This window comes from Streptomyces sp. JLBG701, from assembly GCF_058544905.1.
The window spans coordinates 2,200,844-2,227,346 of record NZ_CM178588.1 but is presented as its reverse complement, the minus strand read 5'-3'; the positions used below and the strand labels follow the sequence as shown (position 1 = coordinate 2,227,346).

Sequence of the window (26,503 nt, the reverse complement as noted above, 5' to 3'; positions counted from 1 at the left end):
GCCGCCGACGGCCCAATCGGGATCATGGACGACCCTGATCGCCATCAGGGCTGTTCTCGGGCTTCGTACGGCTGTGACCGGCACCTGGGGAGGAGTCGACCCCGAGATGTCCCTGATCTCGGGCCGGAGCATGGCAATCCGGGGAGCGGACGGTGCAGGATGGAAGGGACGAACCGCCCTGCCTCGCCGAGCCCTGCATGGAGGACCGGATGATTGTCGAGACCGTCTGTTCCGCCGTCTCCGCCGCAGGCCTGGGCATCGCGGCGGTCACGGCCTATCGCAAGCGCTTCCTGGCGGCGGCCCGTATCGCCGCGTACTCCCTCGTGCCCATCGGTCTGGTGATGATCGGGGTCGTCGAGTGGGCGGCCGACACCGCCTTCAGTCTGACGGCCTGGGCCGGCTTCGGCGTGCTCGGCGTCGCCTGGCTGCTCTTCATGTCCACGCGCGCGGTGGAGCGCCGTCGCGGCGGCACCCGCAAGGAGCGCAAGGCGGCGCGGGCCGCCGCCCGGACCGAAGCCGTGGCACCGGCCGCCTCCGCGCCCTCCCTGGGACAGTCCACCCGGCCCGCGACCCGGCCTGCGACCGCACCCCGCGCGGGCGCCTCTGAGGACTTCAGCGACATCGAGGCCATCCTGAAGAAGCACGGGATATGAAGCCGCCCGTCATATGACGGGCGGATGTGGACTGAAACGACACAGAGGGATCATGGTCCGTCCGCAAGCGATCACGGTCTGAAACGGACATCACGGAATCCGGCGAACTCCCGGATTTTCCGGGCGTGTTGATCGCGCCGAGGGTCCCGACTGCGTCATCATCGCGGCGAGATGCTGGACACGACACAGAGCGACGCCGCGCCGCCCAAGGACGAGCCGCGCGGGTGCCTCTTCGCCCTTTCCCAGCCACCGCTGATGATCTTTCTTGCGGTGATCGGGTGTCTGCTGCTCATGGCTGCGTTGCACGATCTGCTGTTGCTGTGAGCCGTACGCGTGGTCCCGGGCGTCACCCGCCGGGGACCACGTCGACACCGGCATCTCATCGGGCGTCCCGCCCCGGACGTCAGCCCGCGGCTTCCTTCCGCCGTGCCCGGTACGCGGCCACGTGCAGGCGGTTTCCGCAGGTCCGGCTGTCGCAGTAGCGTCGCGAGCGGTTGCGGGAGAGGTCGACGAAGGCACGTCGGCAGTCGGGGGCCTCGCAGCGCCGCAGCCGTTCCTGCTCCCCGGCCACCACGAAGAACGCCAGGGCCATCCCGCAGTCGGCCGCCAGATGGTCGGCGACGGAGGCGCCGGGGGCGAAGTAGTGCACATGCCAGTCGTAGCCGTCGTGGTCCGTCAGCCGGGGCGTGGTGCCTGCGGCGGCGACCAGCTCGTTGATGAGAGCGGCGGCGGCCCGGGCGTCCGGGGCCGCGAAGATCCCGGCGAACCGTCCGCGGATCTTCCGCACCGCCGAGAGGTCGAACTCGGAGAGCACTCCGACATCGCTCATTTCGTGCTTTCGCACGAAATCCTCAAGAGCGGCGAGATCCGACAGCGCGTCCGGCGTCGTGTCGTCCTCCGGTGCGGTGTTCACCAGATCCACCACGGCGTCGAGGGAACACCGGGTGTCGTGGGTGATCAGCACGTTTCGCTCCCTGGCCTGGGGGTCGGGCGGACGCCCGCCGATGCTGGCCGATGTTAGTCCGACGGCCGGGGGAGCGGGGACCGCACACACGCCGGCGCCGTCGCCACGGAGGTCCGCGGCGACGGCGCCGGTGTGTGCCCTATGCGGTTGTCGTTCGTCTTGGCCCGAGCCGTCTCCCCGAGTGGACGGCGCCGGGCGGCTCTGTGGGATCTCGCCGTCAGCTCTCCGCCAGGATGTGTGAGAGCTCCTGGTCGAGATCGAAGTGACGGTGCTCAGTGCCCGGGGGCACGGCGGCGTCCGTCCGCTTCAGGAAGGACTCCAGGGCCCGTGCCGGGGCCTCCAGCAGCGCCTCCCCCTCCGGGGAGCTCAGCGCGATGCAGACGACGCCCTGGCCATGACTACGGGATGGCCAGACACGGACGTCGCCGGTTCCGGTGGGCCGGTGGAGGCCCTCCGCGAGGAGATCGCGGGCGAACACCCACTCGACGGTTTCCTCGGCACCGGTGTGGAAGGTGGCGTGCACGGCGTAGGGGTCGGCCGTGTCGTACCGCAGACCTGCGGGGACAGGCAGGGAGGACTCGCTCGACACAACGAGGCGCAGGTGCAGCTCGCAGCTGACCGTGGTGTTCATAAGCGCCAGGGCCTTTCGCTCAGTGTGCGCTCGGGGATTCGCACGTCGGCGAAATCGACATGCCACCTACGGTGCCGTTGTAAACCCCTCTGAGTGTTTTGCGTGCCTTTACGTAACTCTTCCGGCCGAGAACCCGTTCGCGAGCTACGCCCATTCCGGTGACCGGTTTCCCTCCGGTAGGGTTTGGCTTTATGAGCACGGGGAGTGACGAGTCGGGCGAGGTGGCTGTGGCGCCGGACGAGACGCAGGCCGGCGGAGCGGAGAGCGGGCAGGGGCTCGGCTCGAAGGCGCCGGAATTCATCAGGGCACGCCGTGCGCTGCACGTGAGCTGGCAGGTCGGGGTCTTCATCATCGGGCTCGCGGTGGTGGGCGTCGGCATCGTCATGCTCCCGTTGCCCGGACCGGGCTGGGTGGTGATCTTCGGAGGCATGGCGATCTGGGCGACCGAGTTCGTCTGGGCCCAGCTGGTGCTCCGCTGGACGAAGCGCAAGGTCACCGAGGCGGCTCAGGCGGCCCTCGATCCCGAGGTGCGGCGCCGCAACATCATCCTGACGACGATCGGGCTCGTGATCGTGGCCGCTCTTGTCGGCGTCTATGTCTGGAAGTTCGGCTTCGAGATGCCCTGGAATATCAAGGACCAGTGATCCCGCGCGAGGGCCCGGACCGGCTCCGGCGCTGGTCAGGACTGGTCGGAGGCACTCCCTGACATGGGGTAGTGTTCTCCCTGCGTCCGGGCGATTAGCTCAGCGGGAGAGCGCTTCGTTCACACCGAAGAGGTCACTGGTTCGAACCCAGTATCGCCCACCCGGATACGACGGCCCGTCTGCGATCACGCGGACGGGCCGTCGTCGTATCTGCGGGTCGTCCGATCCGTGAAGCTGGTCCCGCGCGCCGGCGTCAAGCCCCTGTCGGACAGGCGGCTTTCGGCCGAGCGGCGTTCGCGTCCGGCAGGGTGCTCACCGTTCGGCGCGTCGACCGCACGCGCCCCACCTGCGGCATCTCCTCACCGGCCCCTGGTTTCCGCTCGGTTGTGCCGTCGAGTCGCAGAGCCGGCTCACAAGAAATTCCTGTCCGAATCATTGACGCACCCTCAGGCCCTCCGTACCTTGTGCCAGCAAGCGCTTACTTGAAACGATTCATGCAGGCGGCAGCGACGCTGCGGGGAGGGCCCGACTGTGGGAACCGGCAGGAATGTTGAGAGGCGTACGATCCTGAAGGTGGCTGGAGTTTCGGCGGCCACGCTGGGACTGGCGGCGACCACCGGGTGCGGGGGTGACAGTGGTTCCGGGGGCGGGAATGTGACGCTCCGTTATGCGTGGTGGGGTGGCGAGCCGCGCACCATCGCCATCAAGAAGACGATCGCGCTCTTCGAGAAGAAGTACCCTAAGATCAAAATCAAGCCTGAATTCACCGACTACGAAGCGTTCTGGGAGAAGTTCCAGACCCAGGCCTCCGGCGGTAATCCGCCGGACGTTTTCCAGAATGCGGTCGGCTTTCTGCGCAAGTACGACAAGCGCGGCGTTCTGATGGATCTCAAGACGCAGGCGGACTCCGGGAATCTGAGCCTGGAGAACTTCCGCAACGGCGTTCTGGCGAATGGTCAGGTCGACGGCAAGCAGATCGGCATACCCGTCGGCGCCAACACCATGTCGCTGGTCATCGACCTCAAGGCCTTCGAGAAGGCGGGCGTGGAGCCGAAGTTCGGCTGGACCTGGGACGAGTACTTCGACGCGCTGCAGACGATCCAGGACAAGCTGAAGATCGCCGGTGACACCGGCTACTTCAGCATCATGTACCTCTACGACCTGTATCTGCGTCAGGACGGCAAGGCCTTCTTCACCGACTCCGATCTCGGTTTCACCGAGGACGATGTGACGCAGTGGTGGGAGGACGGCTACAAGCGCGTGAAGTCCGGGCTCGTCGCCGACCCGAAGAAGATCGAGCAGGTCAAGCCCAAGTCCGGTCTGTCGGCGGGACTCGCCGCGTCCGAGTTCACCTGGGACAACTTCTCCATCCGCTACGAGGGCGAGGGCGAGTCGGACTACGGGCTCGCGCCGATCCCCACCCTGGACGGCAAGGACACCGGCCAATACCTCGGTTCGCTGATGCTCAGCGCCTTCTCCGGGACCGAACACCCCAAGGAAGTCGCCCAGTTCATCAGCTTCATGGTCCACGACCCCGAGGTCGGCAAGATCATGGGCTACGACCGCGGCATCCTCGCCACGACCGAGCAGTACGACGCCTTCAAGCCGACCGACGCCAACAACAAGGGCGTCGCGGCCTACGAGGACGAGGTCGCCAAGGCCGGCGTGCTCGGGAAGATCACCCCGCACCCGTCCGGCGCGGACGTCATCGAGGCGGCGTTCCTGCGGATCGGCGGTGAGATCGCCCAGGGCAAGACCAAGCCCGCCGACGGAGCGAAAGCGCTGTTCAGCGAGGCCAAGGCCGCGTTCGCGGGCTGAGGGGACGTACCACCATGACGCTCGTCAAGGAAGCGCCCGCGCGCCCGGCGAAGAAGCGGTCCGCCGCTCCTGCCGCCGGGCGGCGCGGGCGGCGCCGCGAGAACCTCGCCGGCTATCTCTTCATGTCGCCGTGGATCGCGGGGTTCCTGCTGCTCACCGCGGGGCCGATGATCGCGTCGCTGTATTACGCGTTCACCAGCTACAACCTGTTCACGCCGCCCAAATGGGTGGGGCTCGACAACTTCACGACGATGTTCCAGGACCCGCGCTGGCAGAAGTCGGTGGAGGTCACGCTGAAATACGTCGTCGTGGCCACGCCGCTGAAACTGCTGCTCGCGCTCGGCGTCGCGCTGTTGCTCGCGCAGAGCCGACGCGGACAGGGCCTGTACCGGGCGGCGTTCTACATGCCCTCGCTCATCGGCGCCAGCGTCTCCGTCGGGTTCGTGTGGCGGGCGCTGTTCTCCGACGACGCGATCGTGGACCGTACGCAGAAGATCTTCGGGCTCGACGTGGGCGGCTGGATCGGCAACCCGGACTACGTCATCTACGCCCTGGTGGCCCTGAGCATCTGGCAGTTCGGCGCACCGATGGTCATCTTCCTGGCCGGCCTCAAGCAGGTTCCGCGGGAGCTGTACGAGGCCGCCGAGGTGGACGGGGCCGGTCCCTTCCGCAGGTTCTGGAACATCACGCTGCCGATGATCTCGCCGGTGCTGTTCTTCAACGTGCTGCTGGAGTCCATCCACGCGTTCCAGGTGTTCGGCTCCGCGTACGTCGTCTCCGACACCCGGTGCGGGCCCGCAGACGCCACGCTCGTCTACACCTGTTACCTCTACCAGAAGGGCTTCAAGGAGGCCCAGATGGGCTTCGCCTCCGCGATGGCCTGGACGCTGGTGATCGCGGTGGCGCTCGTCACGGCGGTCCTGTTCTGGTCGCAGAAGAAGTGGGTGCACTACGAGGAGGCCGCCAAGTGACCAGTGCCACCAGCCCTGCCGTGCGCACCGCGGGCGAGCGGCGGCGTGTCGGATCCCTCGCCTGGCACGTGGGCGCGCTCGTCATCCTCGCGGTCGTCCTGTACCCCGTGATCTGGGTGGTCGGCGCCTCGTTCAAGCCGAGCAAGGACATCATCGCCAGCATCGACCTGCTGCCCGCCAAGCCGGTCTGGGCGAACTTCTCCGGGCTCGCCGACGGTATCTCCGGCATCTCCATCGGCAGCTTCTTCACCAACTCGCTGATGTACGCGGGCCTTGCCGTGGTCGGTGTCGTGGTGTCCAGCTCGCTGACCGCCTACGCCTTCGCCAAGATCCGGTTCGCCGGGCGGAACCTGCTGTTCACGCTGATGATCGGCACCCTGCTGCTGCCGTACCACGTTCTGCTCATCCCGCAGTACGTGCTGTTCCGCAAGCTGGACTTCATCGACACGCTGGTGCCGCTCGTCGCGGGCAAGTTCCTGGCCACGGAGGCGTTCTTCGTCTTTCTGATGGTGCAGTTCATGCGGGGGCTGCCGCGCGAGCTGGACGAGGCCGCCAAGCTGGACGGCTGCGGACACCTGAGGACCTACTGGTCCATCGTGCTGCCGCTGTGCCGGCCTGCCATCATCACCAGCGCCATCTTCACCTTCATCAACGCCTGGAACGATTTCATGGGGCCGTTGATCTACCTCAACACCCCCTCCAAATACACCGTTTCGCTCGGCCTGATGATGTTCCGCGACCAGGAGGGCATCTCCAACTACGGCAGCATGATCGCGATGTCGCTGGTGGCCCTGGTGCCGGTCATCGCCTTCTTCATGGCCTTCCAGCGGTACCTCATCGACGGTATGGCGACGTCCGGACTCAAGTGAAAGGGCTGAGGCGGTCACCATGGCGCAAGCGCGTGTGAAAGCCCGCAAGGAGTCCGTGTTCGGCGAGCGCTTCGCGGTCTTCGCCGAGTGTCTGCTGACCGGGGTGTGGATCGCCGTGGCCTGTCTCGGGGTCGTCACCTACCCCGCCGCCTTCGCCGCCGGCGCACAACATCTGCGGCGTCGTACGGCCCATGTGGGCGGTGGCTTGCGGGAGTTCGTCGCGGACTTCCGGGCGGCCCTGCGCGGCGGATGGGCCGTCGGGCTCCTCGGCTGGCCGGCGGCCGGCGCGGTCTGGGTGGACGTCCAGGCGGCGCGGGCCGGGATACCCGGCGGGCCCTTCGTCGGGGCGGTCGGCATCTTCGCGCTGATCGGACTCGCCGTGGCTCTGCTGCGGGCGGCTGCCGTCTGGACGCCGGGTGCCACCTGGCGGGCGCTGCTCGCCGACGCCGGGCGGCGGACCGTGCGCGATCCGGCCGGGTCCTTCCTGATCGTCTGCGGGCTCGCCGTCGTAGCCCTGTCCGCGGGGTTCCTTCCGCCGCTGGCGGTTCCCGTCCTCGGGGCCGTCGCGGCGGCGGCCGTCGCCGTGGAGGAGCGCCACCGGCGCCGCTGACGGGCGGTGCCCGCACACCAGGTCGGCGCTCTGGGCGTCGTATCTCTCTGTCATGCCCCTGACCACCCGCACTCGTACGGAACGGAAAGGCTGAATCCCTATGTCTCCCATTCCCCGCAGGTCCCTCCTCAAGGCGGCCGCCGTCGCCGGAGCCGCCGCTCAGTTCAGCTGGGCGCTCGGAGCGAAGGACGCGCAGGCTTCCGTGAGAGCCGAGGCCGCCGACGCGGACCCGGTGACGCTGGACTGGCTGGAGGACGGCGGTCTCGGCGCCGCACCCGGCTCCACGGTCGGCGTGCCCTGGCCGAAGGGCGCGTACCAGGAGGACCAGACCTTCGCGCTGGCGGACGCCGACGGCAAGGCCGTGCCCGTCCAGTCGTGGCCGATCGCCTACTGGCCGGACGGCTCCCTCAAGTGGACGGCCCACGCGGTCAGTTCGGGCTCCGGGAAGCTCACGCTCTCCGCCGGGGAGAGCGCCGCACCGGAGAACAAGGTCACCGTCGACAAGAGCGGCGGCACCATCGACATATCGACCGGGGTCATCACCGCGAAGATCGGCAAGTCCGGCTCCACACTGGTCAAGTCCGTCACCCGTGGCTCCACCGAGATCGCCAAGAACGGCCGCCTCGTCCTGATCCGCCAGCCCGAGATCGAGGACGAGGACCAGGGCGCGACCAAGTTCGAACGCTTCGAGAGCGCCATCGGCGAGGTCGTCGTCGAGCAGGAGGGCCCGGTCCGTGCCGTCGTCCGCATCGACGGCAAGCACCGCAAGGGAAGCCGCAGTTGGCTGCCGTTCTCCATCCGCCTCTACTTCTACGCGGGCGCCGACTCCTTCCGCATGGTGCACACGGTCACCTTCGACGGCACCCAGGAGCCCGGCAAGGCCAGCGGCGACTTCATCCGCGGCCTGGGCATCCGCTTCACCGTGCCGATGCGGGACGCCGCCTACGACCGGCACATCCGCATCGGCGGCGAGGGCACCGGTCTGCTGCGCGAGGCCGTCAAGGGCATCACCGGGCTGCGCCGCGACCCGGGCGCGGCCGTGCAGACGGCCCAGTACGCAGGCGAGAAGCTGCCCGACCCGGCCACCTGGGACCAGCGCGTCACGACCCGGCTCCAGTACATCCCCGAGTGGGGCGACTACACCCTCTCCCAGCTCTCCGCCGACGGCTTCACCCTCCGCAAGCGCACCAAGAAGGGGCACGGCTGGATCGGCGCCGGTGGCGGCAAGCGCGCCTCAGGATTCGGGTACGTCGGTGGCGTGAGCGGCGGATTCTCCTTCGGCCTGCGGGACTTCTGGGAGAAGTTCCCGGCCCAGCTCGACATCCGCGACGCCCAGACCGACGAGGCCGAGGTCACCCTCTGGCTCTGGTCACCCGAGGCCCAGCCCATGGACCTGCGCTTCTACCACGACGGCATGGGCCAGGACACCTACGCCGAACAGCTCGAAGGCCTCAACATCACCTACGAGGACTACGAGCCCGAGTTCGGCACCCCGTACGGCATCGCCCGCACCTCCGAACTCCTTTTCTGGGCCAACGAGTCGACGCCTTCGCCGGCCGCTCTGGCTGAACAGGTCGAGGCCGTACGGGTGTTGCCGCAGCTGGCCGCGCCGCCCAAGCAGCTCATCAAGGCCGGGGTCTTCGGGCCGGGTCTCTACGCCGAGCCCGACCGTTCCACCGACGCCAAGGCGAAGATCGAGGACCATCTCGACTTCCTCTTCACCTATTACAAGGACCAGGTGGAGATGCGCCGTTGGTACGGCTTCTGGGACTACGGCGACATCATGCACACCTACGACACGGTCCGGCACCAGTGGCGATACGACATCGGCGGCTACGCCTGGGACAACTCCGAGCTTTCGCCGGACCTCTGGCTCTGGTTCGCGTATCTGCGCAGCGGCCGCGCCGACATCTTCCGCTTCGCCGAGGCGATGACCCGGCACACCGGCGAGGTCGACGTCTATCACCTGGGCCAGTGGGCCGGCCTAGGCACCCGGCACGGTGTGCAGCACTACGCCGACAGCGCCAAGCAGCAGCGCATCGCCAACACGACGTATCGGCGCTACTACTACTTCCTCACCGGTGACGAACGCGTCGGCGACCTCATGCACGCCAACGTCGACTCCGACGAGACCTTCCTCGTCCTCGACCCGATCCGCAAGATCCGCACCGAGCCGTACACACCCGACCGGCACGCCCTGTCGATCGGGTTCGGCACGGACTGGAGCGGGCTCGTGTCGGCGTGGCTGACGGAATGGGAGCGCAAGGGGCCGAAGTGGGAGAAGGCCAAGGCGCGCGTGTTGTCGACGATGGAGACGATCGCCGCTCAGCCCAACGGCTTTGTGCAGGGGAGTGGGCTGTACGACCTCGACACCGGGAAGTTCGCGATCGCCGCATCGCCTGTTGTCGGCGTCTCGCATCTCTCGGCGGTCTTCGGGCTCAACGAGTTGTGCGCCGAGCTCATCGACCTCGTCGACATGCCGGCGTTCAACGAGGCCTACTTCGACTACTGCCGATACTTCAACGCCACCAAGGCCGAACAGGCGGCACGCTACGGCTCCAACTTCGGCACGCTGCTGCTGTTTCAGGGGCACTCGCGTCTCGATGCGTATGCGGCCGTGCAGACCGGGGACGCGGCGCTTGCCACGCGCGCGTGGGCGAAGTTCTACAACTCCGATGGCTACAAGGAGGCTTCGCCGTGGAAGGTGGAGGAGCTGAGCGGGCCGGTCACGCTGGTGCCGGGTAGTGAGGCCGGCTGGGTGTCCACCAACGACACCGCGCTCTATGGCCTCGCCGCCATTGAGAACCTGGCGTTGCTTGGGGACAAGATGCCGTAGCGGTCCGTCGTGGGGAGCTGCGGGTCCGTTGTGGCTGGTCGCGCAGTTCCCCGCGCCCCTTGGGTTAGTTCATCCTGCCCAGGATTCCTCGCACCCTTCTTACATCCCTGATGCGCTGCTCGTACGTTGCCCCTAGTGCCAGCAGCAGGAGTCCGGCCAGCGCGGGCGGTACCCAGCGGGGGAGCGCGTCTGTCACCTGGGCGATGTACGGGGCTAGTTCGTGCAGGGCGTCCAGTGTGAGCACCGAACCGCCGAGCAGGAGTGGTGCCTGGAGGCTGTAGCCGGCGCCCAGCAGGGTGATGGACAGGGCGGCCAGGCCCAGGAGCATGGGGCGCGTCCACTGTGGGTCGCCCCAGGCCGCTATGAGGCTCGGCACCAGCGTGGCGGTGAGGCCGGGGGCGTACGCCGTCCAGGACGACGTCTGTGGGGCGCGGCGGCGGCGCAGGGCGCCGATCAGCAGTGCCGGGACGGTCACCGGCAGGGTGTAGGCCTCCGGGGATCCCACGTCCCAGGACGCCAGGCGCACCCAGGTGGCCAGGATGAACAGGGTCGCCGCCGCGTATCCGACGGGGCGGCGGTCGAGGCGTACGGCCGTGCCCGCGGCGATCACTCCGCAGAGGGCCAGTACCAGCGCCAGCAGGGGCGGGTCGGCCAGTGCGAGGCCGACGGCGACCATGCCCGCGACGGCTCCCGTGACCTCGAAGGCCACCCGCGTCGTGCCGCTGATGCGCGGTGCGAGCAGGGCCGTGGCCAACGGGATCACCAGCACCAGCAGCGCGATGTGCTGCGGCTGCCAGTCGAGGCTCGCGCCCACGGCGCAGGCGAGGGCGGTGGCGTACGCGACGCAGACGGAGGCCGACACCGGCGCGAGACGGCCGCGCCACGCGGCTCCCGCGAACAGGGCGGTCAATGAGGCGAGCACCGTGAGGGTCGTCGCCTCGGTGGCCAGGGCGACGAAGGCGAGGCTGAGGGAGGTCAGGAGGGCGAGGGCGGTGGGTGTTCGGGAAGTGAAGCTCAGGAGTGCCGCCGTCGCCAGCCCCTGCACGAACAGGCCTGCGGTGTACGGGATTTCGAGCGCCGGCGGGACGACGAGCGTCGCGGCCCACGTCAGGGTCAGGGCGGCCGTCAGGGCCCGCGGGCGCCACTCCTCGACGCGGACCGCCAAGGCGGCCAGGACCCCGGCGACTGCGATGAGGACGAGGGGAGCCGTGGCCGCGTGCGGTGGCCAGAAGGCCTCCGTCGTCGCCGCGTCGCGGGCGCTGGCCGGCGCACCGGACCAGGCGCGTGAGATCCACTCGACCGGTCCGAGCAGCGTGACGGCGACGACCGGCAGCGCCCACAGCACGGCGCACGCCTGCACGGCCCCCGAGGCTCCGGCGAGGCCGCGGCGTACGGCTTCCGGAAATGGACCTCGTACGACGACCGCCAACAGCGCGATTCCGCACGCCAGATAGCCGGGGACCGTCCAGTCGCCGGGCAGTGACGCGCGCAGGATGCCGCCGAGCGCGGCGACCGCGAGCAGGCCGGCCGCAGCCGCCGTGCCGGTCGCGATCGCCGGGCCCGGGGCGAGGGCCTGTGTCTGAAGTGGCGTCGTTCGCCCGGGGCGCGCCACTTCCGACACAGGCCCTAGCCACGCGGCGGTCAGCGCGATGGCCGCCGCGAGGGTGAAGAGCGCCGCCGCACGGGCGGCGGCGCTCGGACCGGCCGCATCGAGGGACATGGAGCCGGTCGCCAGCACGCCCCAGCCGCCCATCCCGAACGCGCCGCCCGCCGCGAGAAGACGTACGGAACGGATGGACACCCGGAGCGCGACAACCATGTCGAACGCGGCCGTCAGCAGGACCGCGGTCGTGATGACGTGCAGGCCGCTGCCCGCCGCGAACGCCCAGAGGGGCAGCGGCAGTTGGGCGGCCAGCAGGGCGGCGGGGAGAGGGCCGCGCAGTGCCCTGAGCCCCAGGCCGTACGCCACCCACGTCCCCGCCAGCACCGCCGACGCGGCCGCCGTGTACGCCGCGCCGTCCGCCCCCGTGAACGCGACCTCGTGCAGCGCGTACACATCGAGCACCGTCAGCGCCAGCCCCAGGCCCGCCACCGACTCGGCGGTCGAGCGCAGCCCCCGTCGCAGCAGCGGCACGGGGACGGCGAGCGCTGCCAGCGTGATACCGCCGAGGACCAGAGCCCGCCCGGCGATCCCGAGGTGACCCCAGCTGACCAGGGTGAACACCATCGCCGCGATGGTGAGGAGTACGCCGCCGAGCACGAGGAGCACGTTCTGTACGCCGGGTGCGCTGGTCTCGGGACGAGGTGATTTTGGGGCGGCTGCCGTGGGCGCCGACGGCACCGGACGGAGGGCGGCGACCAGCCAGGCGCGGCGGGCCAGCAACTGGGTCCGACGGGCGTCCAGTTGCCACAGCTCCGCGTCCAGGAGCCGCAACTCCTCGGCCGGTGGCGGGATGTGGGTCATGCATCGGAGTGTGGTCCACGTCACGTCGTACGGCATGAGTGCGCGTACTCAGAACGTACTCAGATGCCGCAAAGCAACGCCCCGCGCGGGCAGACTCTGCCCATGGACTGGACCCGTTACCGCTTCCGCAGCCTGTGGGCCCTGCCCGCACCGCCCGCCACCGTCTACGACGTCCTCGAACGGGCCGAGGACTACCCGCGCTGGTGGCGGCAGGTGCGCGAGGTCGACCGGGTCGACGACACGAGCGGCGTCGTCCGGATCCGCTCACTCCTCCCGTACGACATCTCCTTCACCGCGCGGGAGACGCGCCGCGATCCTTCGGCCGGCGTCCTGGAGATCTCCATGTCCGGTGACCTCGACGGCTGGGCGCGCTGGACGGTCACCCCGGGCGGGCCGGGCAGCCTCGTCCGCTACGACCAGCTGGTCGACGTCAACAAACCACTCCTGCGCCGCCTCGCCGTCCCGGGACGGCCCGCGTTCCGCGCCAACCACTGGCTGATGATGCGCTCGGGCCGGCGAGGACTGACGGCCTACCTGCAAGCGGTTTGAAGGAAGCCCGCGGGGACCTGTATTGTTCAGTGCGTTCCCGGGCGATTAGCTCAGTGGAAGAGCGCTTCGTTCACACCGAAGAGGTCACTGGTTCGAACCCAGTATCGCCCACCGGGAGAAAGCCGGTCCGTCACCGACGGACCGGCTTCTTTGTGTGTGCGGGCCCCTTCAGGCGGCCGCCGGCAGATCCGGACGCAGGGGCCACGCCGGGTCCACCGCCTCCGGAGTGCCGCTGCGGGCGAACCACGCCTGTAGGCCGCGGGCCTGTGCCGCGTGCCATACCGCCTGCAGGGTGTGCAGTTCGGCGGGGGAGAGGCGTTCCAGACGGGTCGCGAAGCGGCGGCCCACCGCCCGTACGACGTCCAGGGCCGCCATCGCGTCGGCCGCCGCGTCGTGGGCGCCCTCCAGCGAGACGTCGTAGTGCGCGCACAGGTCGGTCAGGGTGCGGCGGCCCTTGCGGTAACGGTCGAGGTGTTTGTCGAGGACGCGCGGGTCCAGCACCAGCAGCGGTGACGCCTCGAACCAATGGCTCAGGGACGAGGCGCGATGGCGACGCAACTCACGGTCCAGGATGGTCAGATCGAACGGGGCGTTCATCACCACGAGCGGGCGATGCGCCGAAGCCTGTTCGCCCAGTTCGCCTGCTATCTCATGCATCACCGGCGACGGCCAGCGGCCGTTGCGCTGAAGATGCTCGTCGGTCAGTCCGTGTACCGCCGTAGCCCCTGCGGGCACCGGCACACCCGGGTTCACCAGCCACCGGCTCACCCGTGGCCGGGTGCCGGGGGCGTCCTGGACGACGACGGCGGCCGACACGATTCGGTCGGTCTCGACGTCCACGCCCGTGGTCTCGGTGTCGAACGCGGCCAGAGGCCCCTCGTACCAGCACGTCATACGTACACAACTCCTCGTTCACCCACGGCAGGTGACGCACCGTCTTCTGCCAATTTGGTGATACCCGGGCTGTTTGTGTCGTACGCCGGAAGGACACAACAGGAGTACGGGTCTTCGCAGTTCAGGAGGCCATCACGGGGATTCACTGAGCGTGGAAGGCTGTTGGTCATGGCGATAGCGCAGCCCGAGCGGGGCGGGCTGCTGCCCGAACGCACGGGCCCCCATCGCGGTTCACTCGCCACCACCGCCTGCATGGAGACACTGCAGGTGGGCTATCTGCACGCCGTCGCGGCCGCCGCCGGCTGCTCGCTGTCCCAGCCCTTTCCGGACAACGGCATCGACTGGCACGTCAGCCACAGCGCCGCCGGGCACACCGTCGACGACGAGGTCACCATCAAGGTGCAGCTCAAGGCGACGTACCAGATCCCACCGAACCCACCGGGCCGGTCCTTCTCCTTCACGCTCGACAACGACCACCTCAGGAAGCTCGCCCGCACCCCGGTCTCGGTGCACAAGATCCTGGTCGTGATGCTCGTGCCCAGATCGCAGGACGACTGGCTGCGCGCCAGCCACGACCGGCTCGACCTGCGGCACTGCTGCTATTGGGTCAACCTGGCCGGACACGCGATCACCGGCCGCACTCGGACCACCGTGCGGATACCGACCGCACGCATCTTCGACGACCGTGCCCTGTGCGAGATCATGACGCGGGTCGGTACGGGAGGCAGGCCATGACGCACCGCCCCATCGACGAGCCCGTACGGCCAGTGCGGCCACACCCCGACGACCACACCGCCACCGACTGGGACCGCGCCCCCCGACCCGACGACGTCGACCCCGCCGTCCTCAGCGCACTACTGCGCCGGCACGGCTGGCAGCGGCGCGGCGGAGCCGCCGGACGCTACGGCCGCTGGACCCCACCGGGGCCCGGCACTGGCGGCACGAGCCTGCTCGTGCCCGAGAGCCGGGCCTTCCCCGACAGCGACGACCTCCTCGGCGAGGCACTCGTCGCACTGTCCCGCAGCGGCTCGCCCTCCGCACGCGACGTCCTGGTCGGCCTCGCCGTACCCAGCGACGAGATCCGCTGGTGGCGGGACGTCCCGACCGGCCCGGCCGGCGCCGCGCCCTGGACCGTCGAGGAGCAGCTGCGCACGGCCGCCCGCCAGATGCTGCTGGCCGCCGCACTCGCCACACGCGCGCGTGCCGGCTATTACGGAGCCCGGCACCGCCGCCCGGCCGCCGCGTCCCTGGAGAACGTCCTCGTCGGCGGCGCACCCGGCGGCCGCCTGCTGACCGCGTTCGTCCCCGTCGACACCGGCCGCCCGCTCGCCGTACGCCTCCACCAGGCCCTCTACGCCGTCCGCGAGGCCATCGACTACCAGCGGGCCACCGGCGGCATGGACGCCTTCGACGGCGCCGTGGAAGCGGGCGTCAGCCGCGAACTCACCGACGCCCTCGTCACCCTCGTCCGCGGTACGGAGGGCGCCCGCATCGCCGTCGAATGGGCGCCCGGCGCGGGCGTCCCCGAGGGCTGCGCGGCACCCACCGAGGCCGTGGAGTTCTCGCCCGGCGACCTACCCGTGCTGCGCGAGGCGGGCGCCCGCTATCTGCGCGACGAACCGTCCATGCCGGTGCGGATCACCGGAACGGTGACGCGCATGCGCAGGGCCGGGCCGCGCGGCGAGGGTGCCGTACGGCTGCGGGTGATCGCCGGGGCCGAGGTGCCGCACGTACGCATGACCCTCGACGAGGAGGCGTACCGCATAGCGGGCCACGCGCACCTGGTCGGCCTTCCGATCCGCGTCCACGGGCGCCTGGAGAGCCGCGGCGGCTTCCGCCGGCTCACCGGGGCCGCCGGCGTCGTACCTGTTCAAGTGGACGAGGCGGAGCGCGACCGGCTGATGAAGTCGGTGCAGGAGACCGCCGAGATCACGGCCTTCTTCGAGGAGGCGTGCAGCGGCGAGGACTGAGCCGCCCCTGACGAGGGCCTTCGGACATCCGTTTCGCGGTGGGCACCCTCGGGTCGGTACGATCCGGTATTGCGCGCGCTCCAGGTACGGCGCCCGCATTCGCCTTCAGTCAGGAGAGACCGGTGTCAGACGTCCGTGTGATCATCCAACGCGATTCCGAGCGGGAAGAGCGCACGGTGACGACGGGCACCACGGCCGCCGAGCTCTTCACCGGCGAGCGCTCGATCATCGCCGCGCGCGTGGCCGGCGAGCTCAAGGACCTGGCGTACGTCCTCGCCGAGGGCGACGAGGTCGAGGGCGTCGAGATCTCCTCCCAGGACGGCCTCAACATCCTGCGCCACTCCACCGCGCACGTCATGGCACAGGCCGTGCAGGAGCTGTTCCCCGAGGCCAAGCTGGGCATCGGCCCGCCGGTCAAGGACGGCTTCTACTACGACTTCGACGTCGAGCGGCCCTTCACGCCCGAGGACCTCAAGGCCGTCGAGAAGAAGATGCAGGAGATCCAGAAGCGCGGGCAGCGGTTCTCGCGTCGTGTGGTCACCGACGAGGCCGCCCGTGAGGAGCTCGCCTCGGAGCCGTACAAGCTCGAACTGATCGGCATCAAGGGCTCCGCCTCGACCGACGACGGCGCGGACGTCGAGGTCGGCGCCGGCGAGCTGACGATCTACGACAACCTGGACGCCAAGACCGGTGACCTGTGCTGGAAGGACCTGTGCCGCGGTCCCCACCTGCCGTCGACCCGCGCGATCCCGGCGTTCAAGCTGATGCGCAACGCGGCCGCCTACTGGCGCGGCAGCGAGAAGAACCCCATGCTCCAGCGCATCTACGGCACCGCCTGGCCCTCCAAGGAGGAGCTGAAGGCCCACCTCGACTTCCTCGCCGAGGCCGAGAAGCGCGACCACCGCAAGCTCGGCACCGAGCTGGACCTCTTCTCCATCCCGGAGCAGATCGGCTCCGGCCTCGCCGTCTTCCACCCCAAGGGCGGCATCGTCCGCCGCGTGATGGAGGACTACTCGCGCCGCCGTCACGAGGAGGAGGGCTACGAGTTCGTCTACACCCCGCACGCGACGAAGGGGAAGCTCTTCGAGACCTCGGGCCACCTGGACTGGTACGCCGACGGCATGTACCCGCCCATGCAGCTCGACGAGGGCGTGGACTACTACCTCAAGCCCATGAACTGCCCGATGCACAACCTGATCTTCGACGCGCGCGGCCGCTCCTACCGTGAACTGCCGCTGCGCCTCTTCGAGTTCGGGACCGTGTACCGGTACGAGAAGTCGGGCGTCGTGCACGGCCTGACCCGGGCCCGCGGTTTCACCCAGGACGACGCGCACATCTACTGCACGCGCGAGCAGATGGCCGACGAGCTCGACAAGACGCTCACCTTCGTCCTCGGCCTGCTGCGCGACTACGGCCTGACCGACTTCTACCTGGAGCTGTCGACCAAGGACCCGGAGAAGTTCGTCGGCTCCGACGAGGTCTGGGAGGAGGCGACGGAGACTCTCCGCCAGGTCGCCGAGAAGCAGGGCCTCCCGCTGGTTCCGGACCCGGGCGGCGCCGCCTTCTACGGGCCGAAGATCTCCGTCCAGACCAAGGACGCCATCGGCCGCACCTGGCAGATGTCGACGGTCCAGCTCGACTTCAACCTGCCGGAGCGCTTCGACCTGGAGTACACCGGCCCGGACGGCTCCAAGCAGCGCCCGGTCATGATCCACCGCGCGCTGTTCGGCTCCATCGAACGGTTCTTCGCGGTGCTCCTGGAGCACTACGCGGGTGCGTTCCCTGCGTGGCTGGCGCCGGTGCAGGCGGTGGGGATCCCGATCGGGGACGCGCACGTGGAGTACCTGGAGAAGTTCGCCACCGCGGCCAAGAAGCAGGGCCTGCGGGTCGAGGTGGACTCCTCCTCCGACCGCATGCAGAAGAAGATCAGGAACGCCCAAAAGCAGAAGGTGCCCTTCATGGTCATCGCGGGCGACGAGGACATGGCCGCCGGCTCCGTCTCCTTCCGCTACCGCGACGGCTCCCAGGAGAACGGCATCCCGTTCGACGAGGCCATCGCGAAGATCGCGAAGATTGTGGAGGAGCGGACCCAGGTCTGACCGACCGCTGCACAGGCCCCCGGGGAACTCACTTCCCCGGGGGCCTTTCGTCGTCCTCCCGGGAGAAGACCTGGAGCAGCCACGACGAGAACGAGCCGGTCACCGCCCCCAGCAGGGCCAGCCCGCACGCCATCACCCCGGTGGCGATCACCCGGCCCCTCGGGGTCACGGGGGCGACGTCGCCGTATCCGACGGTGGCGAGCGTCGCGCAGGCCCACCACACGGCGTCCCCGAAGGTCCGCATGGTCGCGCCGGGCGCCCCGTGCTCCGCCTGGTAGACGGCGAGGGAACCGGCGAACCCGAGCAGCACGGAGGACAGACCGGCGTAGACCATCACGCGCGCGTACAGCGCGAGCCGAGGCTGACCGTGCCGCCGCTGCACCGTCTCGTACACGCGCACCACCCGCAGCGGCCGCAGCAGCGGCAGGACCAGCACCACGGTGTCCAGCAAGTGCGTTCGTACGAAGCCCAGCCGCCGCCCGCTGAGCCGCCACCGCACCCCGTAGTCGATAACGAAGAGCAGCCAGGCGCCCAGCAGCACGGCGAGGCAGACGTTCTGCCACACCGTCGGCAGACCGTGGGCCAGAACGCGGACCGCGTATGCGGCGAGAAAGATCAGCGACGCGACGGCGAGGGGCATCTCGGTGCGCCGCTCCCAGCGGGTCTGGACACTGTCGTCATCCACCCGCCCAGCTTGGCCCGGGAGGCTTTTCCCGGAACCCCGCCGACACGCCGCGAACGGGCGACGCAATATGCTGCACTGCATGACGAGTGAGCCGGAGCAGCAGATCGGAGTGGGGACGCAGGACGCGTTCCAGCGCCTGTGGACGCCCCACCGGATGGCCTACATCCAGGGTGAGAACAAGCCGACAGGCCCCGGGGCCGACGACGGCTGCCCTTTCTGCTCGATCCCGGCGAAGTCCGACGAGGACGGCCTGATCGTCAGGCGCGGCGAGCAGGTGTACGCGGTCCTCAACCTCTACCCCTACAACGGCGGGCACCTGATGGTCGTGCCCTACCGCCACGTCGCCGACTACACGGACCTCACGGACCCGGAGACCACCGAGCTCGCCGCCCTGACCAAGCAGGCGATGACGGCCCTGCGGACCGCGTCGGGCGCGCACGGCTTCAACATAGGCATGAACCAGGGCACCGTGGCAGGCGCCGGCATCGCCGCCCACCTCCACCAGCACATCGTCCCGCGCTGGGGTGGCGACACGAACTTCATGCCGGTCGTGGGCCACACGAGGGTGCTGCCCCAGCTGCTGGCCGACACCCGGAAGATGCTGGCGGAGGCCTGGCCTTCCAGCCCGTCTGGGGGTCCCCCCTCTGGGGGAGTTTGAGGACGAGGCCCTTCGGGCCGAAGGGGGTCTGGGGGCCGCAGCCTCCAGGGACGGTCACCCAAGAGGCCTACGCGTCATACACATCGGCCTTCCGTGGCGACACGTCCTGCACCGACGTGCTGAGGAACGCCGACCGGTTCCCGAACTTCTCGGTGTCCACGCCGTTCTCCTTCAGTACGCGGATGGCCGCCGCGTGCACCACGCGCAGCACCGGTGCCGCCGCGCGCAACGCGTCGTCGGCCATGAAGCGATGCCGCCAGGGCTGGTCGGCCCAGGCGTGCCGCAGGCCGAACGGTTCGGGCAGGGCTATCGAGCCGCCGAGCCAGTTCAGCAGCGGTGGGTACCAGGTGATGGGCGCGCGCACGGTGAGTCGTACCACCTCGTCGGTGCCGGCCAGCGGGAGCTTCACCTTCCGTGTCTCCCACGGCTTGAGCGACTTCTGGACCTCCTTGGTGGGGGCCTCGGGCTTGCCCGTGAACAGCCCGTTCACCGGGCCCAGCGCATGGCCGGTGACCTCGATGCGCAGCGTCTCGTGCAGCACGGTCACCGTGATCATCATGGTGATGACCAACTGCCCGTCCCACAACGTCCACTGCACCCCGAGATAGTGCCGGTCACCGCTGCCGAACTGCTGCTTGTTGCAGATGTCCTGGATGGCGTGGTTCTTGACCTGGAAGGCCTCGACGTCCGTGCTCTCGACCCGGGACACCGCCTTCGCGCTCTCCGCGATGGGCGTGACGATCCAGTGGCGTATCGAAGGCTTCGGAAAACCACCGGTGTTCAGGGGACCGCGCTCCAGCATGCGCAACTGGTCGTGGATGGAGCGTATGACGTCCCAGCTGCGGAAGGGGTGGATCTCCCGGTCGGGGTTGGCCGATACGAGGTCCTCCGCGAGCTGCCAGCTGCCCCAGCGGGTGCCCATGCCGAGGATGCCCTTGGGGCCGGCGTAGAAGACGGAGTTGGACCGCTGCTCGGCGGTCAGCTTCTGGAGGGACTGGCGCAGTTGTTCGGCCTGGGTCTCGCCGGGGCTGCTGGGTACCGCCTCGGGGACCTTGGCGCCCACGCTGCTTCCGGCGAGGAGGCTGTCCCAACGCCCCCGCAGATCCTTGGCCGTTCGCTCGCAGATCTGCTTGGCCCAGAACCAGCCGAGGACGGGCGCGACAACCGCCGCGCGGGCGTACCAGGCCCAGAAGCCGGTGAACGGCATGCGGATCAGGAAGATCACCGCCACCGCGCCGACGGCGACCAGCAGGGCCGTGGCGAGCGCGGAGGCCTTGTTGTTGGCGGACTTGCCGAGGGAGGTGCGCAGTTGGAAGACCAGCAGCCAGACCAGGAGCCCGGGCAGGAACAGCAGCCCGCACAGCACCATGACCGCGCTCAGCATCTTGTCCCGGTCCCGGCGGATGCGGTGGGCGGCCAGGCAGTGCTCGACGACGACCTGGGGCTCGGTGCCGAAGGACTGGATGAGCGGTTTACGGCCCGGGCCGATCATGCGGTCGATGACGGCCCGGGAGAACGCCTCACCGAGGTTGGGCTTGAAGATCGTGGCCCATTTGCGGCCGTCCTTGACGGTCGACTCGTGCCATTCGTTGTTGGCCTTGAGGATGTCCTTGACGTCGTTGTCCCGGTAGGCCGCTGACGCCAGGGCAAACGTCGCTGTCTGGCTCTCGTCGCCCGTGCGGGGCACTTGTGGCCCGAAGATGTTCTCGTACCCCGTGTCAAAGCTCATTCCCACCCCCGGTTGCCGCTGGTGTCGCTCCTGCGGCTTTCCCGACTTCCGTGCTCCGCACACCTGTTGATCAGGTCATCAGCGTATCCCCAGCCACCGACATTCGTCGGCGGACGACCAAAGCCGCCCGCCGACGCGGAGGGGAGCGTTCCGCAAAAGCCGTTCCCGCGGCGCCTCGCGGCACCTGTGGGGTGTCAACTACTAGACCTCCTGGGCCTGTTCACGGATCCTTTCGGCGACCTGAGGGGGCATCGGCTCATGGCGTGCGTAGGAGCGGTTGAAGCGTGCGGTGCCGTGCGACAGGGACCGCAGGTCGACGCCGTACCGTCCGATCTCGATCTCGGGCACCTCGGCGCGTACGAGGGTCCGCGCGCCGCTCGTCTGCTCGGTGCCCAGCACTCGGCCCCGCCGCCCGGACAGGTCGCTCATCACGGCGCCCACGTACTCGTCGCCGACCAGCACCGTCACCTCGGCCACCGGTTCGAGGAGATGGATCTTCGCGTCGGCCGCGGCCTCCCGCAGGGCGAGCGCGCCGGCCGTCTGGAACGCGGCGTCCGAGGAGTCCACCGAGTGCGCCTTGCCGTCCAGGAGTGTGACCCGGACGTCGATGAGCGGATAGCCGGCCGCGACTCCCCTGGCGGCCTGGGCCCGGATGCCCTTCTCCACGGACGGGATGAACTGCCGGGGCACCGCGCCGCCGACGACCTTGTCCACGAACTCGATGCCCGAGCCGCCCGGCAGCGGTTCGACCTCGATCTCGCAGATCGCGTACTGCCCGTGCCCGCCGGACTGCTTCACATGCCGGCCGCGCCCGCCGGACCTGGCCGCGAACGTCTCCCGTAGGGAGACCTTGTGCGCCACGACGTCGACCTGGACGCCGTACCGGCTGCGCAGCCGCTCCAGGGCGACGTCCGCGTGCGCGTCGCCCAGGCACCACAGGACGACCTGGTGGGTGTCCGGGTTCTGTTCGAGCCGCATGGTCGGGTCCTCGGCGACCAGCCGCGACAGGCCCTGCGAGAGCTTGTCCTCGTCCGCCTTGCTGTGCGCCTGGATGGCGAGCGGCAGCAAGGGGTCGGGCATCTCCCACGGCTCCATGAGCAGCGGGTCGTCCTTGCCCGAGAGCGTGTCGCCCGTCTCCGCGCGGTTGAGTTTGGCCACGCACGCGAGGTCGCCCGCGATGCAGTGGGTGAGCGTGCGCTGCTGCTTGCCGAAGGGGGCGGACAGGGCGCCGATCCGCTCGTCGACATCGTGGTCCTCGTGTCCGCGGTCGGCGAGGCCGTGTCCGGAGACATGGACGGTCTCGTCGGGTTTCAGCGTGCCGGAGAAGACGCGGACCAGCGAGACCCGGCCGACGTACGGGTCGGACGCGGTCTTCACGACCTCCGCGACCAGCGGGCCGTCCGGGTCGCACAGCTTCAGCGTGCGGGGCTTGCCGTCCGGGGTGGTGACCGAGGGGGCCTCACGCTCCAGGGGGGTGGGGAACCCGCGCGTGACCAGTTCGAGGAGTTCGACCGTGCCGAGGCCCTGGCGTGCGCCCTCGGCCGCGGGAGCGGCGGCCAGGACGGGGAAGAACACCCCGCGCGCGACGGCCCGCTCCAGGTCCTCCACGAGCGTCTTGAAGTCGATCGGTTCGCCGCCCAGATAGCGGTCCATGAGGGTCTCGTCCTCGCTCTCGGCGATGATCCCCTCGATCAGCCGGTTGCGGGCCTCCTCGATGCGCGGCAGTTGGTCGGGACCGGGCTCGGACTCCTTGCGCTCCCCGGAGGCGTAGTCGAAGAGCTTCTGCGACAGCAGCCCGACCAGACCGGACACGCTCGCGTGCCCGTCGGGTCCCCGCGCGCCGTGCAACGGCAGATACAGCGGCAGTACGGCGTCGGGGTCGTCCGAGCCGAAGGCCTCCGCGCAGGTCCGCGTCATCTCCTCGAAGTCCGACCGGGCGGACTCCAGGTGCGTGACGACGATCGCCCGCGGCATGCCGACGGCCGCGCACTCCTCCCACACCATGCGGGTCGAGCCGTCCACGCCGTCCGAGGCGGAGACAACGAAAAGGGCCGCGTCCGCCGCTCGCAGACCGGCCCTGAGTTCCCCGACGAAGTCGGCGTATCCGGGGGTGTCGAGGAGGTTGATCTTGAACCCGTCCCATTCGACGGGCACCAGGGAGAGCTGTACCGACCGTTGCTGCCGGTGCTCGATCTCGTCGTAGTCGGAGACGGTGCCGCCGTCCTCCACACGGCCCGCCCGGTTCACGGCCCCCGCGGTCAGCGCGAGAGCCTCCACCAATGTCGTCTTGCCCGATCCGGAGTGGCCGACCAGCACCACATTCCGTACGGACGCGGGGTGGTCGACCGTGGCTGCCCTGCCGGCGGCCCCGGGGTGTGCGTTCGCCTTGTCGCCCATGGCCTTGCCTCCCGTGCACGGTGAGGTCACTGTGGGCGCGGACACACGGATCCGCGTGCCGTGGCGGCTCCTATGACGCCCGCGGTTCTTCGAGCTTTCCACTCCCGTCACGGTGCGTCCATACAACGGACGCGATCCCGCCGCCCACCGTCGGTTGCCGCCCATCCGCCGGATCCAGGGCCTGCCCCCACGGGTGCCCGGCCGTCGCACACACGCGCGCGTGGCTACGATGGGCCAGCCGGTGGCCAGCAGGGGCCGCACGGCGACACCGACCCTCGGGAAGGCCATGCTGAACAAGTACGCGCGTGCATTCTTCACGCGTGTCCTCACACCGTTCGCCGCGTTTCTGATCAGGCGGGGCGTCAGCCCCGACACGGTCACGCTCCTCGGCACCGCAGGAGTGGTCGCGGGCGCGCTGGTCTTCTACCCCCGGGGGGAGTTCTTCTGGGGCACGGTCGTCATCACGCTGTTCGTGTTCTCGGACCTCGTCGACGGCAACATGGCCCGCCAGCTCGGCCGCTCCAGCCGCTGGGGCGCCTTCCTGGACTCCACGCTCGACCGGGTGGCCGACGGTGCGATCTTCGGCGGCCTCGCCCTCTGGTACGCGGGCAACGGCAACGACAACGTCCTGTGCGCCGTCTCGATCTTCTGCCTGGCCAGCGGCCAGGTGGTCTCGTACACCAAGGCCCGTGGCGAATCGATCGGTCTGCCCGTCGCGGTCAACGGGCTGATCGAGCGCGCCGAGCGCCTTGTGATCTCCCTCGTCGCCGCCGGTCTCGCGGGCCTGCACACGTTCGGGGTACCCGGCATCCAGTACCTGCTGCCCGTCGCCCTGTGGATCGTGGCCGTCGGCAGCCTGGTCACGCTGATCCAGCGGGTCGTCACGGTCCGTCGGGAGTCGGCGGAGGCGGACGCGGCGGCCGCTCAGGAGAGCGGCCGGCAGGAGAACACCCAGCAGGGGAGTGAGGCGGCGAAGTGACCGCGCAGGAGTGGCTGACCGACGCGCTCTACGGCGTGGGCTGGGGCACGGTGAAGAAGCTCCCCGAGCCGGTCGCCGTGCGCCTGGGCAACACGATCGCCGACCTCGCCTGGAAGCGACGCGGCAAGGGCGTCCAGCGGCTGGAGAGCAACTACGCGCGCGTGGTGCCCGACGCGAGCCCGGAGCGCCTCGCGGAGCTGTCCCGGGCGGGCATGCGGTCGTATCTGCGCTACTGGATGGAGTCCTTCCGGCTGCCCGCGTGGAGCGAGGAGCGCGTGAAGACGGGCTTCGACTGCAAGGACGTGCACCACCTCACGGACGGCATCGCCTCCGACCGCGGCGTGATCCTGGCGCTGCCGCACCTGGGCAACTGGGATCTGGCCGGAGCCTGGGTCACCACCAAGCTGGAGACCCCCTTCACGACGGTCGCCGAGCGCCTCAAGCCGGAGAGCCTCTACGACCGCTTCGTCGCCTACCGCGAGGGCCTCGGCATGGAGGTCCTGCCGCACAGCGGCGGCACCGCCTTCGGCACCCTGGCCCGGCGACTGCGCGACGGCGGCCTGGTCTGCCTGGTCGCCGACCGCGATCTGTCCGAGTCCGGTGTCGAGGTCAAGTTCTTCGGCGACACGGCCCGGATGCCGGCCGGACCGGCACTGCTCGCCCAGCAGACGGGTGCGCTTCTGCTGCCGGTGACACTCTGGTACGACGACTCACCCATCATGCAGGGGCGAGTGCATCCCCCGATCGAGGTACCCGAGACAGGTACACGGGCCGAGAAGACGTCTGTCATGACACAGGCGCTGGCCGACGCCTACGCCACGGGTATCGCCGAACATCCGGAGGACTGGCACATGTTGCAGCGCTTGTGGCTCGCAGATCTGGAACCCCGCCCCTCGGACGGGGAGCGCCCGTGAGGATCGGCATCGTCTGCCCGTACTCCTGGGACGTACCGGGTGGCGTCCAGTTCCACATCCGCGATCTCGCCGAGTACTTCATCCGTCTGGGACACGAGGTCTCCGTCCTGGCCCCCGCCGACGACGACACTCCTCTGCCGCCGTACGTAGTCTCCGCGGGCCGCGCGGTGCCGGTGCCGTACAACGGCTCGGTGGCCCGCCTCAACTTCGGCTTCCTGTCCGCGGCACGCGTGCGTCGCTGGCTGCACGACGGCGAGTTCGACGTGGTCCACATCCACGAGCCGTCCTCGCCCTCGCTCGGCCTGCTGGCCTGCTGGGCGGCGCAGGGCCCGATCGTGGCCACCTTCCACACGTCCAACCCGCGTTCCCGGGCCATGGTCGCCGCCTACTCGATCCTCCAGGCCGCCCTGGAGAAGATCAGCGCCCGGATCGCCGTGAGCGAGTACGCCCGCCGCACCCTCGTCGAACACCTCGGCGGCGACGCGGTGGTGATCCCGAACGGCGTCGACGTCGACTTCTTCGCCAAGGCCGAGCCCAAGCCCGAGTGGCAGGGAGAGACGATCGGCTTCATAGGGCGCATCGACGAGCCCCGCAAGGGCCTGCCCGTCCTGATGAAGGCCCTGCCGAAGATCCTCGCCGAGCGCCCCCAGGCCCGGCTCCTGGTCGCCGGACGCGGCGACGAGGAAGAGGCCGTGGAATCCCTCCCCGAGGAACTACGCCCGCGCGTCGAGTTCCTCGGCATGATCAGCGACGAGGACAAGGCCCGCTTCCTGCGCAGCATCGACCTCTACGTCGCCCCCAACACCGGCGGCGAGAGCTTCGGCATCATCCTCGTCGAGGCCATGTCGGCAGGCGCCCCCGTACTCGCCTCCGACCTGGACGCCTTCGCCCAGGTCCTCGACCAGGGCGCCGCGGGAGAACTGTTCGCCAACGAGGACGCGGACGCACTGGCCGAGGCGGCGGTACGGCTCCTGGGGGACCCGAAGCGCAGGGCCGAACTGCATGCGCGCGGCAGCGCCCACGTACGGCGCTTCGACTGGTCGACGGTCGGCGCGGACATCATGTCCGTCTACGAGACGGTGACGGACGGCGCGGCGGCGGTGGCGGCGGACGAACGGACGTCCACGGGGTTGCGGGCACGGTTCGGGTTGGCGCGGGACTGAGGGCGC

General features: G+C 69.6%; 23 protein-coding genes and 2 tRNA genes. 18 read left to right on the top strand and 7 right to left on the bottom strand.

The genetic code is table 11. The features are described from left to right. The first annotated feature begins 209 nt into the window (after window positions 1–209). A complete protein-coding gene (locus AC5DRG_RS10210; RefSeq protein WP_491809681.1) occupies window positions 210–653 on the top strand; it encodes a hypothetical protein in 444 nt (147 codons plus the stop codon). A 171-nt stretch (window positions 654–824) separates the two neighbouring features. Further along, window positions 825–977 carry a hypothetical protein gene (locus AC5DRG_RS10205; RefSeq protein WP_164932292.1) on the top strand — a complete coding sequence of 51 codons (153 nt, stop codon included), beginning with the start codon at window positions 825–827 and terminating at the stop codon, window positions 975–977. 79 nt (window positions 978–1,056) lie between these two features. Here AC5DRG_RS10205 and AC5DRG_RS10200 read toward each other — a convergent pair whose 3' ends face one another. Both AC5DRG_RS10200 and AC5DRG_RS10195 read right to left on the bottom strand, forming a co-directional pair. Next, window positions 1,057–1,617 carry a CGNR zinc finger domain-containing protein gene (locus AC5DRG_RS10200; protein WP_491809680.1) on the bottom strand — a complete coding sequence of 187 codons (561 nt, stop codon included), beginning with the start codon at window positions 1,615–1,617 and terminating at the stop codon, window positions 1,057–1,059. Between the two features lie 217 nt (window positions 1,618–1,834). Beyond that, complete coding sequence (locus AC5DRG_RS10195) at window positions 1,835–2,248, bottom strand: SsgA family sporulation/cell division regulator (protein ID WP_004002642.1); 414 nt, start codon at window positions 2,246–2,248, stop codon at window positions 1,835–1,837. Between the two features lie 191 nt (window positions 2,249–2,439). On the opposite strand from AC5DRG_RS10195, the gene AC5DRG_RS10190 reads away from it, so the two are divergent. From AC5DRG_RS10190 to AC5DRG_RS10160, 7 genes are all read left to right on the top strand, one after another. After that, window positions 2,440–2,892: a TIGR02611 family protein gene (locus AC5DRG_RS10190; RefSeq protein WP_491809679.1), complete on the top strand. Its 453-nt coding sequence runs from the start codon at window positions 2,440–2,442 to the stop codon at window positions 2,890–2,892. Window positions 2,893–2,980: 88 nt separating this feature from the next. After that, window positions 2,981–3,052 (top strand) — tRNA-Val (locus AC5DRG_RS10185). A gap of 371 nt (window positions 3,053–3,423) precedes the next feature. Further along, window positions 3,424–4,710 carry an ABC transporter substrate-binding protein gene (locus AC5DRG_RS10180; RefSeq protein WP_491809678.1) on the top strand — a complete coding sequence of 429 codons (1,287 nt, stop codon included), beginning with the start codon at window positions 3,424–3,426 and terminating at the stop codon, window positions 4,708–4,710. A 14-nt stretch (window positions 4,711–4,724) separates the two neighbouring features. After that, window positions 4,725–5,681 carry a carbohydrate ABC transporter permease gene (locus AC5DRG_RS10175; RefSeq protein WP_491809677.1) on the top strand — a complete coding sequence of 319 codons (957 nt, stop codon included), beginning with the start codon at window positions 4,725–4,727 and terminating at the stop codon, window positions 5,679–5,681. Next, a complete protein-coding gene (locus AC5DRG_RS10170; protein ID WP_491809676.1) occupies window positions 5,678–6,550 on the top strand; it encodes a carbohydrate ABC transporter permease in 873 nt (290 codons plus the stop codon). The genes AC5DRG_RS10175 and AC5DRG_RS10170 overlap by 4 nt, the downstream gene beginning before the upstream one ends. Window positions 6,551–6,569: 19 nt before the next feature. Beyond that, window positions 6,570–7,160: a hypothetical protein gene (locus AC5DRG_RS10165; RefSeq protein ID WP_491809675.1), complete on the top strand. Its 591-nt coding sequence runs from the start codon at window positions 6,570–6,572 to the stop codon at window positions 7,158–7,160. Window positions 7,161–7,260: 100 nt separating this feature from the next. Further along, entirely contained in the window at window positions 7,261–9,996 is a 2,736-nt protein-coding gene (locus AC5DRG_RS10160; RefSeq protein ID WP_491809674.1) for an exo-rhamnogalacturonan lyase family protein, read from the top strand. 64 nt (window positions 9,997–10,060) lie between these two features. Here AC5DRG_RS10160 and AC5DRG_RS10155 read toward each other — a convergent pair whose 3' ends face one another. Beyond that, on the bottom strand, window positions 10,061–12,496 hold the full coding sequence (locus tag AC5DRG_RS10155) for an SCO7613 C-terminal domain-containing membrane protein (RefSeq protein ID WP_491809673.1): 2,436 nt from the start codon (window positions 12,494–12,496) through the stop codon (window positions 10,061–10,063). A gap of 66 nt (window positions 12,497–12,562) precedes the next feature. Between AC5DRG_RS10155 and AC5DRG_RS10150 the strand changes: the two genes are divergently transcribed. After that, window positions 12,563–13,009, top strand: coding sequence for an SRPBCC family protein (locus AC5DRG_RS10150; RefSeq protein ID WP_491809672.1), 447 nt, complete (start codon window positions 12,563–12,565; stop codon window positions 13,007–13,009). A gap of 39 nt (window positions 13,010–13,048) precedes the next feature. Further along, window positions 13,049–13,120: transfer RNA gene (locus AC5DRG_RS10145), tRNA-Val, on the top strand. Window positions 13,121–13,177: 57 nt separating this feature from the next. Here the strand turns inward: AC5DRG_RS10145 and AC5DRG_RS10140 are convergent. Beyond that, a complete protein-coding gene (locus AC5DRG_RS10140) occupies window positions 13,178–13,903 on the bottom strand; it encodes a 3'-5' exonuclease (protein ID WP_491809671.1) in 726 nt (241 codons plus the stop codon). A 168-nt stretch (window positions 13,904–14,071) separates the two neighbouring features. Here AC5DRG_RS10140 and AC5DRG_RS10135 point away from each other — a divergent pair, with 168 nt between their 5' ends. The 3 genes from AC5DRG_RS10135 (at window position 14,072) to thrS (ending at window position 17,972) form a co-directional block, all read left to right on the top strand. Beyond that, window positions 14,072–14,638, top strand: a complete 567-nt coding sequence (locus AC5DRG_RS10135) for a DUF4365 domain-containing protein (protein WP_491809670.1) — start codon at window positions 14,072–14,074, stop codon at window positions 14,636–14,638. Further along, on the top strand, window positions 14,635–15,873 hold the full coding sequence (locus tag AC5DRG_RS10130) for a hypothetical protein (RefSeq protein WP_491809669.1): 1,239 nt from the start codon (window positions 14,635–14,637) through the stop codon (window positions 15,871–15,873). The genes AC5DRG_RS10135 and AC5DRG_RS10130 overlap by 4 nt, the downstream gene beginning before the upstream one ends. 122 nt (window positions 15,874–15,995) lie before the next feature. Beyond that, entirely contained in the window at window positions 15,996–17,972 is a 1,977-nt protein-coding gene (thrS, locus tag AC5DRG_RS10125) for a threonine--tRNA ligase (protein WP_491809668.1), read from the top strand. A 28-nt stretch (window positions 17,973–18,000) separates the two neighbouring features. Here the strand turns inward: thrS and AC5DRG_RS10120 are convergent, their stop codons facing one another. Then, on the bottom strand, window positions 18,001–18,657 hold the full coding sequence (locus AC5DRG_RS10120) for a potassium channel family protein (RefSeq protein ID WP_491809667.1): 657 nt from the start codon (window positions 18,655–18,657) through the stop codon (window positions 18,001–18,003). A 67-nt stretch (window positions 18,658–18,724) separates the two neighbouring features. Between AC5DRG_RS10120 and AC5DRG_RS10115 the strand changes: the two genes are divergently transcribed. After that, window positions 18,725–19,315, top strand: a complete 591-nt coding sequence (locus tag AC5DRG_RS10115) for an HIT family protein (RefSeq protein WP_491809666.1) — start codon at window positions 18,725–18,727, stop codon at window positions 19,313–19,315. A 67-nt stretch (window positions 19,316–19,382) separates the two neighbouring features. Here the strand turns inward: AC5DRG_RS10115 and AC5DRG_RS10110 are convergent, their stop codons facing one another. Together AC5DRG_RS10110 and AC5DRG_RS10105 are read right to left on the bottom strand one after the other, a co-directional pair. Beyond that, window positions 19,383–21,044, bottom strand: coding sequence for an AbeC-like domain-containing protein (locus AC5DRG_RS10110; protein WP_491809665.1), 1,662 nt, complete (start codon window positions 21,042–21,044; stop codon window positions 19,383–19,385). 201 nt (window positions 21,045–21,245) lie between these two features. Continuing rightward, complete coding sequence (locus AC5DRG_RS10105; protein WP_491809664.1) at window positions 21,246–23,441, bottom strand: elongation factor G-like protein EF-G2; 2,196 nt, start codon at window positions 23,439–23,441, stop codon at window positions 21,246–21,248. 229 nt (window positions 23,442–23,670) lie between these two features. Here AC5DRG_RS10105 and pgsA point away from each other — a divergent pair, with 229 nt between their 5' ends. From pgsA to AC5DRG_RS10090, 3 genes are read left to right on the top strand one after another with little or no spacing between them, the layout of a single operon-like run. Beyond that, window positions 23,671–24,420, top strand: a complete 750-nt coding sequence (pgsA, locus tag AC5DRG_RS10100; protein ID WP_491813005.1) for a phosphatidylinositol phosphate synthase — start codon at window positions 23,671–23,673, stop codon at window positions 24,418–24,420. Next, entirely contained in the window at window positions 24,417–25,334 is a 918-nt protein-coding gene (locus tag AC5DRG_RS10095) for a phosphatidylinositol mannoside acyltransferase (RefSeq protein WP_491809663.1), read from the top strand. Before pgsA ends, AC5DRG_RS10095 begins: the two co-directional genes overlap by 4 nt. Further along, on the top strand, window positions 25,331–26,497 hold the full coding sequence (locus tag AC5DRG_RS10090; RefSeq protein ID WP_491809662.1) for a glycosyltransferase family 4 protein: 1,167 nt from the start codon (window positions 25,331–25,333) through the stop codon (window positions 26,495–26,497). Before AC5DRG_RS10095 ends, AC5DRG_RS10090 begins: the two co-directional genes overlap by 4 nt. Window positions 26,498–26,503: the final 6 nt, after the last annotated feature.